Raw genomic sequence first — 9,696 nt, 5'->3', positions numbered from 1 at the left:
CCCTCCAGCACCCGCAGCGCGCCCCCTCCAGGCACCCAGTGCACCGTCGCCTTCACCCCGGGGGAGAGCTGTGCCAGCAGGCTGGCCTCCACCGGGCCCGCCGTGGGGGACTTCGCCAGGGGAGAGCCCTTCATGGCCCGTCCTGGGGCCCCACCGGGCCGCGCGGGGTGGTACAGAGGGTGGGGGGCAAGAGGTCCATGGGGTGGAGCCCTCCGGGGGGCCGACTCGGAACTTACTGGAATGCCCGCCCTTCTGCGGTGTTGAGCCCGATACCCGGTCAACCCTAGGCTGCCCGCCGCCAGTCCTTACCGAGGCGTCATGAACACGGACATCCGCGCGCTAAACGAACGCGTGCAGCAGGAAAGCAGCTTCGTCGAGGTCCTCAACCAGGAAACCGGCAAGGTCATCGTCGGCCAGCGCTACATGCTGGAGCGCATCCTCATCGGCTTCTTGTGCAATGGCCACGTGCTGCTGGAAGGCGTGCCCGGTCTCGCCAAGACGCTCACCGTGCGCACCGTGGCGGACGCGCTCAGCGCCAGCTTCATGCGCATCCAGTTCACCCCGGACCTGCTGCCCGCCGACGTGGTGGGCACGATGATCTACAACCAGCAGGCGGCGAACTTCACCGTCCGCAAGGGTCCCATCTTCGCCAACATCGTCCTCGCCGACGAAATCAACCGCGCGCCCGCCAAGGTGCAGTCCGCCCTGCTGGAGGCCATGGCCGAGCGACAGGTGACGATTGGCGACCAGACCTTCGGGCTGCCCTCGCCCTTCCTCGTCCTCGCCACGCAGAACCCCATCGAGCAGGAGGGCACCTATCCGCTGCCCGAAGCGCAGGTGGACCGCTTCATGCTCAAGGTGAAGGTGGGCTACCCCACGCGCGACGAAGAGAAGGTCATCATGGACCGCATGTCCGGTGGCACGACTCCGCGCGCGCAGAAGGTCATCGCGGTGGAGCACCTGATCCGCGCCCGCGAGCTCGTCCACCAAATCTACATGGACGAGAAGGTGAAGGAGTACATCCTCAACGTGGTGTTCGCCACGCGCGAGCCCGGCAAGTACGGCCTCAAGGACCTGGCGGACTACATCCAGTTCGGCGCCTCACCGCGTGCCACCATCTCCCTGGCGCAGGCCGCGCGCGCACATGCCTTCCTGCGCCACCGGGGCTTCGTGACGCCCGAGGACGTCAAGGCCATCGCCTTCGACGTGCTCCGCCACCGCATCGCCATGACGTACGAGGCGGAGGCCGAGGACCTCACCCCGGAGAAAATCATCCAGCGCGTGTTTGATCGCGTCGAAGTTCCCTGACCGCCCGACGAGCGACCCGTGCTGCCCAAGGACCTCATCCGCCGCATCCGCAAGCTGGAGATTCGCACCCGCAAGGTGGTCTCCGACATGCTCGCGGGCCAGTACCACTCGGTCTTCAAGGGCCGGGGCATGGCCTTCTCCGAGGTGCGGCAGTACCAGCCCGGGGATGAGATTCGCATCATCGACTGGAACGTCACCGCGCGCATGAACGAGGCCTACGTCAAGGTCTTCACCGAGGAGCGCGAGCTGACGGTGATGCTCCTCGTGGACGTGTCGGCCTCCAAGGAGTTCGGCTCGCGCGAGCGCACCAAGTCGGAAATCGCCGCCGAGGTCGCCGCGCAGATTGCCTTCAGCGCCATCGCCAATAATGACCGGGTGGGGCTCATCCTCTTCTCGGACAGGGTGGAGAAGGTGGTGCCGCCGCGCAAAGGCCGCACCCATGTACTGCGCCTGGTGAGCGACATCCTCACCTTCCAGCCGGTGGGCAAGGGCACGGACCTGGCGACGGGCCTGACGTACCTGACGCAGGTGGCGAAGCGGAAGGCCGTCACCTTCCTCGTCTCCGACTTCCAGGCGCGCGATTTCGAGAAGCCGCTGCGACTGGTGGGGCGCAAGCACGACCTCGTCCCGGTGGTGGTGGAGGACCCGCTGGAAGAGGCCTTCCCGCGCCTGGGGCTGGTGGAGATGGAGGACCCGGAGACGGGAGACCGCTTCGTCGTGGACACGAGCGACCCGGGCGTGCGCGGACGCTATGCCCGGGCGATGCAGGGCGCGCGCGACGAGCGCCGCAAGCTCTTCAAGAAGCTGGAGTTGGACCACGTGGAGCTGCGGGCCGGAGATGACCACGGCAAGGCGCTCGCGCAGTTCTTCCGCGCGCGGGCCCGGAGGATGGCGGCATGAGCCGGTGCATGGTCCTGCTCGCGGTGCTGCTGTGTCTGGGGACGCTTCCGGCGGGGGCGAAGTCCCAGCCGAATCCCCCGGGCGTGCCCGCGCACGAGGTGACGCAGCCCCTGGACGTGTCGGTGCGCGTGGAGCCGCAGCAGGTGCGCATCGGCGACCCGTTCACCTACCACGTGGTGCTCACGCATCCGAAGGACCACCGCTACGAACTGGCGGTGCCCAAGGAGACGGGCGACTTCGAGTTCCTGGACCAGACGCGTCAGCGCCATGACGGGCCCGACTCGGCCACCACGACGTTCGCGGTGCGCCTGTCCGCCTTCGCGCTGGGCACGGTGCAGGTGCCGCCGCTCGAGTTCGACGTGGCGACGCCGGAGGGGCCGCGTCACTACTCGCTGCCAGGTCGCGAGGTGGAGGTGGCCGCCACGCTGCCCCCGGACGCCGAGGGCAAGGGCGCGGACCTGTTCGACATCCAGCCGCCGCAGGAAGTGCCCATCCGCTCGTGGCGGCTGGTGCTGACGCTGCTGGGCGTGCTCGCCGCGGGCCTGCTGGCCTGGGCGCTCGTGCGCTGGTGGAAGAACCGCCCCAAGCACGTGAACCTGCCGCCGCCCTTGCCCTTGGACGTGCGCACGCGCAAGGCGCTGGACTCGCTCAAGGCGGAGAACCTCCCGGGGCGTGGCCACGTGAAGGACTACTATTTCCGCCTGTCCGAAATCGTCCGAGGGTATCTGGGCGAGCGCTATGGCTTCGAGGCGCTGGAGTGCACCAGCTCGGAGCTGATGACCGCGCTGCGCCGCCTGTCGCCGCTCGGGCTTCCCGAGGACAAGCTGATGCGCTTCGTGTCCGAGTCGGACATGGTGAAGTACGCCCGGGCGGATGCGTCGCCCGAGAGCTGCCGAGACGCGCTGCTGTTCGGCTACGAACTCATCGACAAGACCTACGTTCCGCCCCCGCCGCCTCAGGCTCCCGCCAATGCCGCCGCTCCCCGCGTTCAATAACCCCGAGGCGCTCTGGGGACTGCTGCTCGTGCCGCTCCTGCTGGTGCAGGCCTGGCGGGAGCGTCGCGCTCGCGCGCCCCTGCGCTTCTCCGCGGCGAACGTGTTCGCCCGAAGTGGCAAGGGCCTGCGCACGTACATGTTGCCGCTCTTGCCGCTGTTGCGCGCGGTGGCCGTCGCGGCGGCGGTGTTCGCCATCGCCCGGCCCCAGGTGCGCGACTCTCGCGTGCGGGACTTGTCGGTGGAGGGCATCGACATCGTGGTGGCGTTGGACCTGTCCACCTCCATGGAGGCGGGCGACTTCCGGCCGCAGAACCGCCTGCACGTGGCCAAGGAAGTGCTCAGCGAGTTCATCGCCAACCGGGTGAATGACCGCATCGGCCTGGTCGTCTTCGCGGGCGCGGCGTACACGCAGGCGCCGCTGACGCTGGACTACGGCGTGCTGAAGGAAGTCATCAAGCAGCTGCGCACCCGCGTGCTGGAGGACGGCACCGCCATCGGTGACGCGCTCGCCACGTCGCTCAACCGCCTGCGGGACTCGGAGGCGAAGAGTCGCGTCGTGGTGCTGATTACCGACGGCGACAACAACGCGGGGAAGCTGTCTCCCATCGACTCCGCGCACATGGCGGAGGCGCTCCACGTGCCCATCTACACCATCCTCGTGGGCAAGGGCGGCAAGGTGCCCTTCCCGCAGGGGACGGACCTGTTCGGCAACACCGTGTGGCGCGAGACGGAGATTCCCATCAACCCGGAGCTGATGCAGGACATCGCGGACCGCACGGGCGGCGAGTACTACCGCGCCACGGACCCCGAGGGCCTGCGCCGCGGACTCCAGAAGGTGCTCGACTCGCTGGAGCGCTCCAAGCTGATGGAGGGGGGCGCCTCCGCGACGTACCGTGAGGAGTTCCATCCGTTCCTGCTGGCCGCCTTTGGTCTCGTCGCGCTGGAGCTGCTCCTGCGCGCGACCTTCCTGAGGGTCTTCCCGTGACGCCCGTGGAACCCTGGCGCTTCACCGTGCTCGGCTATCAGGCGGGTATCGCCCAGCCGTTGTTCCTGGGGCTCGTGCTGGTGGGCGTGCTGCTGGGATTGCTCGCGCTCACGCTGTCGCTGAGGCGCCGCTCCCGCGTGCGCGCGGTGCTGCATGAGCGGCACGCCGAGCGCTTCACGCCGGGCATCTCCGTGTGGCGTCCGGCGACGCAGGGCAGCCTGTATGGCCTGGGGCTGGCGCTGTTCGGCTTCGCGTTGGCGCAGCCGCAGTGTGGCACCAAGAGCGAGCTGACGAAGCGGCGTGGCATCGACGTGGTGGTGGCGCTGGATGCGTCCAAGTCCATGCTCGCGCGCGACGTGCAGCCCAGCCGGCTGGAGCGCGCCAAGCTGGAGCTGACGACGCTCCTGGACGAACTGAAGGGCGACCGCGTGGGTCTGGTCGTCTTCGCGGGGGATGCCTTCATCCAGTCGCCGCTGACGTCGGACTACTCGGCGGTGAAGCTGTTCCTGCGCGCGGTGGACCCGGAGGTCATGCCCCAGGGGGGCACCAACGTGGGCGCGGCGCTGCGGCTCGCCCATCAGGTGCTCGAGAACGCGGACCGCGGCTCGAAGGAGCGCGTGGTCGTGCTGTTGTCGGATGGCGAGGACCTGGTCGGCGACGTGGGCGAGGCCACCGACGCGCTGAAGGAAGCGGGCGTCCAGGTGCTGGCGGTGGGCGTGGGCTCCGAGGCTGGCGAGCCCATTCCCGTCTATGACCGGCGCGGCGAGTTCGTGGACTACAAGAAGGACTCAGCCGGAGACACGGTGATTACGCGCCTGGACCGCGCGGGGCTGACGGCCATCGCGGAGGCCACCGGTGGGGCCTTCTTCTTCCAACCGCGCGGCGTGGCGATGAGCCAGGTGGTGGAGCGCATCGACCAGATGCAGAAGAGCGAACTCGAGAGTCGGGTGACGGTCCGCTACGACGAGCGCTTCCAGTCCTTCGCGATTCCCGGACTGGTGCTGCTCGTGCTAGGGATGATGTTGCTGCCGTCCACGCGCAGGAGGTCGTCGCCATGAGCGCGAGCCTCGAGACACGACGACGTCGCGGCGCGCGACTGCTGGCCTGTGTGGCGTGCCTCATGCTGCCGCTGTCGGCGCTCGGCGCGGGGCCGCTGGAGAGGGATCATCCGCGGGTCCAACAGGGACGCGAGGCGTACCTGGCTGGCCGTTATGAGGACGCGCTGAAGGCGTTCGAGGACGCGAAGAAGGAGCGTCCCAATGACCCGGCGGTGGACTTCAACCGGGGCGACGCGCTGGCGAAGCTGGGCCGGGTGAAGGACGCACAGGAGGTCTTCCGCGGGGTGACGGAGTCCAACCGTCCCGACCTGCGACAGAAGGCCTGGTACAACCTGGGCAACCTCGCCGCGACGACGGGGGACCGGGTGGAGGCGCTGAAGTCCTACCGACGCGCGCTGACCCTGGACCCGCAGGACGTGCAGGCCCGGCACAACTACGAGGTGGTGCTGCGAAACCTTCCTCCGCCGCAGGACAACTCGGCGGATGGCGGCTCGGATGGTGGCGGTGACTCCGGGACGGACGGTGGTCGGCCCGACGGCGGCGAGGACGGCGGCACCAAGGCGGACGGTGGGACTCCCGTGGACGGGGGAACCGACGGAGGCCAGGACGGTGGCGCGGATGGCGGTGCCGACGGGGGTGGTGACGGTGGCGCGGATGGCGGAGGCGATGGTGGCGCGGATGGTGGTGGTGACGGCGGCGCGGATGGTGGGGACGGCGGTCAGGAGGGTCCTCCGCAGAAGGGTGATGGCGGCAGCGACGGTGGCTCCGACGGCGGTCAGGATGAGGGTGAGGGCGACCCGAAGGACGGCGGGACGGATGGGGGCAGCGAGTCGGAGGGTGACGCGGAAGACTCGCGCTCGGATGGTGGAGTGAGTCCATCGGAGCTGGACCGGCAGGAGGCGGAGCGCCTGCTGGATGCGATGAAGCAGAACGAGAAGAATCTCCAGCTCTGGCGTTTCCAGCAGAAGAAGAAGCAGAGGAAGGCCAATGAGAAGGACTGGTAGCAGCGGCCCCGTGGCGGTGCTCGTCGGGCTGGCCCTGCTGGCCTCGGCGCCGGCATGGGCGGCGGGCCTCGAGTTCTACCAGACGGTGAACCGCGAGGAGGTGGGCAGCGAGGACACCTTCCTGCTCACGGTGGTGACGGTGGATGCGCCCGCCGACGCCAAGGTGAAGCTGCCGCGGTCGGACGACTTCGAGGTCGTCAACAGCTCACGCAGTACGCAGCGCTCCGTCTCCTGGTCCGGCGGCGGGCCCGCCAACATCCAGGACGTCACCAAGTACGTGATGGTGATGCGGGCCAATCGCGCGGGGAAGCTGACGATTCCTCCGTCGGAGATGACGACCGCGGGCAAGACGCACCGCACGGACTCCGTGCAGATTGACGTGAAGCCGGGACGGCTGGGGCCTCCACCCGCGCAGTCCGGGCGGCAACAGCGACTGCCGGACCCGTTCGCGAGCATGCCCTCACGCCTGCCGGACCCGTTCGCGGACGAGCCGGAGGACGAGCCCACGATTCCCCGAGGAGACTCGGACCTGTTCCTGCGCTCGAGCCTGGACCGGGACGAAATCTTCGTGGGCGAGCAGGTGACGCTGTCGCTCTACATCTACTCGCGCGTGGACCTGTCCAGCGTGGATGCCGTCACCATGCCCAAGCTGGAGGGCTTCTGGACGGAGGAGGTGGAGAGCCCCACGCAGCTGTCCGGTGAGCAGAAGGTCGTCGACGGTGTCCCGTACCGGGCCTATCTGCTGCGCCGCCGCGCGCTCTTCCCGGTGAAGGCCGGCACGCTGTCCATCTCCGCGGCGGAGGCGGACATCACCACGGGCTTCCTCTTCGCGGGCCACCGCGTGCACCGCGTGTCCAACGGGCTCAAGGTGAAGGTGGCGCCCCTGCCGCCCGGTGCGCCGCAGGGCATGTCCAATGCGAACGTGGGCGCCTGGCGGCTGTCCGTGGACGTGTCGCAGACGCGCGTGGAGCTGGGACAGCCCATCACGGTGAAGGTCATCCTGGAGGGCTCGGGCAACGTGAAGAACGTCAACCCGCCGAAGCTCACCGGGCCCTCCGCGCTGAAAATCTATGACCCCACGACGACGGACAAGGTGGCGCCGCAGCGCAACCGGGTCCAGGGTCGGCGCGTGGTGGAGTACCTGGTGATGCCGCAGCGCACGGGCACCTTCACGTTGCCCGCGCTGGAGTTTCCCTTCTTCGATGCGCGCGCGCGCTCCTACGAGGTCTCGCGCACGGACCCCATCACCCTCACGGTGGAGCCCGCGGCGGGCAGCACGGCGCTGCCGCCCACGTCGTCCGCGCATGTGGCGGACTCGGCCAACGAGCAGAAGAACGTGCTGACGTCCGGTGGGCTGCGGCCGGTGCGCTACCAGGCGCGCTTCGTCGCGCCGTCCGAGCCACCGTGGAAGCGGAGCTTCTTCGTGCCGCTGGTGCTGGCCCCGCTGGGACTGCTCGCGGGCGCGGCACTCCTGGGCGGCGTGCGAGGCCGCATGGCGACGCGCACCGAGGCGGACAAGGGGCGTCAGCAGGCGAAGGCCGCGCGCAAGCGACTGGTGGAAGCGGAGAAGCTCCAGGCCGGCGCCGACGCGGGGGCCTTCTACACCGAGGTGGAGAAGGCGCTGCATGGCTTCCTGGGCGCGCGGCTGGGCGGTCCGGTGATTGGCCTCACTCGCGAGGCCATTGGCGAGCGCATGACCGTGGCGGGCGTGGCGCAGGAGCGACGTGCCCGGGTGCTGTACGTGCTGGAGGCCTGTGACCTGGGCCGCTATGGCGGTGGAGGTGATGCCGCCGCGCGACAGAAGGTGATGGATGCCGCGGTCGCGGCCATGGAGGGCTGGGCGTGAGCGGGTACTACTCGCCTGAAGAGGCGCAGGACGTCTTCCTGAAAGCCAACGAGGCCTACGCGCGCGAGGACTACGCGGCGGCGCAGGATGGCTACGAGAAGCTCCTCTCGCATGGCCATGGCGGCGCGGACGTCCTCTACAACCTGGGCACGACGCATCTGGCGCGGGGGGACCTGGGCCGCGCGGTGCTCTCGCTGGAGCAGGCGAAGAAGCAGGGCGGCCGCGCGCCGGACCTGGAGGCCAACCTGGCCGTGGCGCGCGCGCGACAGGTGGACAAGGTGGTGGGCGCCACGGCGGAGGAGGAGTTCCTTCCGCGCGTGACGGCGGCCACGGACGGCACCGTGGTGGCGTGGACCTTTCTGGGCACGTGGGTGGCCGCGCTGCTGCTCCTGCTGGTGTGGCGGTGGCTGAAGCCGGGACGCCGCACGGGCCTGGGCATCGTCGCCGCGCTGCTGTTCACCGTGGCGGTGCCCACGGGCGCGCTGCTGGCCGCGCATGCGTGGGTGGACGAGACGGTGCACGAGGCCGTGGTGCTGTCGCCCACGCTGGTGGCTCGGGAGCTGCCGCAGCCTGGCGCCCGCTCCATCTTCGAGGTGCATGCGGGCCTCAAGGTGCGGCTCCTGGAGGAGACGGGCCGCTTCGTGCGCATCCGTCTGCCCAACGGACTGGAAGGCTGGGCCGAGCGCGAGGGCGTGGCGGAAATCTGAGCGTTCCGGCACGCCGGGACGAAACCTGGAAGCGCGCGTGACGCCGGGGGTAGACTCTCTGTAAGGGATGGCGGGTTTTCCTTGGAGGTCTCAGCCCCGTGTTCGAAGTCGAGGCCCTTGTCGGGAAGAACCGACTGGTGGTGCGCATCTGGGGTGACATCGCCAGGGAAGAGGCCCAGCGCGTCGGCGACGCGGCGGTGCGGGCCATCGAGCGGTTGCGCCCGCGGTTCGACCTGCTGTCGGACATGAAGGGCGTGACGTCGTTGGACGCCGAGGCCACGGTGCAACTGCGGCGCATCATGGAGGCCGCGAAGGTCCGGGGTTTCCGTCGCGTGGTGCGGGTGGTGGGCCGCTCCGTCGACACGGCGCTCGTCTTCGAGCGCACCAGTCGTGAGCTGGGCTACGACGCGCACCTCGCCTTCTCGTTGGAAGAGGCGGAGCGCTTGTTGGACAGCGGCAGTCCTTGAGTGACGGGCCGCTCAGCTTCGCTTGCCGGTGAGGCGGGCGAAGAGTCCGGGCTTGCGCTCCTTGCCCTGTCCAGCGGAGGCCGCGGACAGCGCTGCGACCTTCAGGAGATTTTGCTGGAAGACGGTGTTGCCCGGCTCCAGCTCCACCGCGCGCTCCAGCAGTCGGGCCGCTCGGACGTAGTCCTTGCGCTGGTGGACGAGGATGAGGGCCAGCTTGCTGTGGAGCGCGGCGGCCTCGGGGGCGCGGTCGATGCCCTTCGTGAGGACCTCGATGGCGCGGTCCACATGGCCTCCGCGCTCCAGCCGCACCGCGCGCTGGAGGAAGTCTTCCGGCGTCTGGGTGGTGGACACCGGAGCGGGCGCGTCCAGGGGCATGGTGGGGCGCATGGGGCGCGGTGCGCGCTCCGGGGCTAGGGGAGCCAGGGT

At 69.5% G+C, this 9,696-nt stretch carries 10 protein-coding genes; 9 read left to right on the top strand and 1 reads right to left on the bottom strand.

All coding sequences use genetic code 11. The annotated features are described in order from the left end of the window. Positions 1 to 318 precede the first annotated feature (318 nt). From FJV41_RS45175 to FJV41_RS45135, 9 genes are all read left to right on the top strand, one after another. Positions 319 to 1,308, top strand: coding sequence for an AAA family ATPase (locus tag FJV41_RS45175; protein ID WP_141648836.1), 990 nt, complete (start codon positions 319 to 321; stop codon positions 1,306 to 1,308). An 18-nt stretch (positions 1,309 to 1,326) separates the two neighbouring features. Next, positions 1,327 to 2,208, top strand: a complete 882-nt coding sequence (locus FJV41_RS45170; protein ID WP_141648835.1) for a DUF58 domain-containing protein — start codon at positions 1,327 to 1,329, stop codon at positions 2,206 to 2,208. Next, a complete protein-coding gene (locus FJV41_RS45165; RefSeq protein WP_141648834.1) occupies positions 2,205 to 3,203 on the top strand; it encodes a BatD family protein in 999 nt (332 codons plus the stop codon). The genes FJV41_RS45170 and FJV41_RS45165 overlap by 4 nt, the downstream gene beginning before the upstream one ends. Then, positions 3,178 to 4,188: a vWA domain-containing protein gene (locus FJV41_RS45160; RefSeq protein WP_141648833.1), complete on the top strand. Its 1,011-nt coding sequence runs from the start codon at positions 3,178 to 3,180 to the stop codon at positions 4,186 to 4,188. Before FJV41_RS45165 ends, FJV41_RS45160 begins: the two co-directional genes overlap by 26 nt. Next, entirely contained in the window at positions 4,185 to 5,246 is a 1,062-nt protein-coding gene (locus FJV41_RS45155; protein WP_141648832.1) for a VWA domain-containing protein, read from the top strand. Before FJV41_RS45160 ends, FJV41_RS45155 begins: the two co-directional genes overlap by 4 nt. Further along, positions 5,243 to 6,250 carry a tetratricopeptide repeat protein gene (locus FJV41_RS45150; RefSeq protein WP_174453102.1) on the top strand — a complete coding sequence of 336 codons (1,008 nt, stop codon included), beginning with the start codon at positions 5,243 to 5,245 and terminating at the stop codon, positions 6,248 to 6,250. The genes FJV41_RS45155 and FJV41_RS45150 overlap by 4 nt, the downstream gene beginning before the upstream one ends. After that, positions 6,234 to 8,096: a BatD family protein gene (locus FJV41_RS45145; RefSeq protein ID WP_141648831.1), complete on the top strand. Its 1,863-nt coding sequence runs from the start codon at positions 6,234 to 6,236 to the stop codon at positions 8,094 to 8,096. The genes FJV41_RS45150 and FJV41_RS45145 overlap by 17 nt, the downstream gene beginning before the upstream one ends. After that, positions 8,093 to 8,803, top strand: coding sequence for an SH3 domain-containing protein (locus FJV41_RS45140; RefSeq protein WP_141648830.1), 711 nt, complete (start codon positions 8,093 to 8,095; stop codon positions 8,801 to 8,803). Before FJV41_RS45145 ends, FJV41_RS45140 begins: the two co-directional genes overlap by 4 nt. 98 nt (positions 8,804 to 8,901) lie before the next feature. Further along, positions 8,902 to 9,270, top strand: coding sequence for an STAS domain-containing protein (locus FJV41_RS45135; RefSeq protein WP_141648829.1), 369 nt, complete (start codon positions 8,902 to 8,904; stop codon positions 9,268 to 9,270). A 12-nt stretch (positions 9,271 to 9,282) separates the two neighbouring features. Here FJV41_RS45135 and FJV41_RS45130 read toward each other — a convergent pair. Further along, on the bottom strand, positions 9,283 to 9,696 hold a 414-nt coding region (locus tag FJV41_RS45130; RefSeq protein WP_281291617.1), incomplete at its 5' end, for a tetratricopeptide repeat protein.

This window comes from Myxococcus llanfairpwllgwyngyllgogerychwyrndrobwllllantysiliogogogochensis (assembly GCF_006636215.1).
GTDB lineage: Bacteria > Myxococcota > Myxococcia > Myxococcales > Myxococcaceae > Myxococcus > Myxococcus llanfairpwllgwyngyllgogerychwyrndrobwllllantysiliogogogochensis.
Note: the sequence above shows the minus strand (reverse complement) of the source record. Positions and strands in the feature narration are given on the sequence as shown.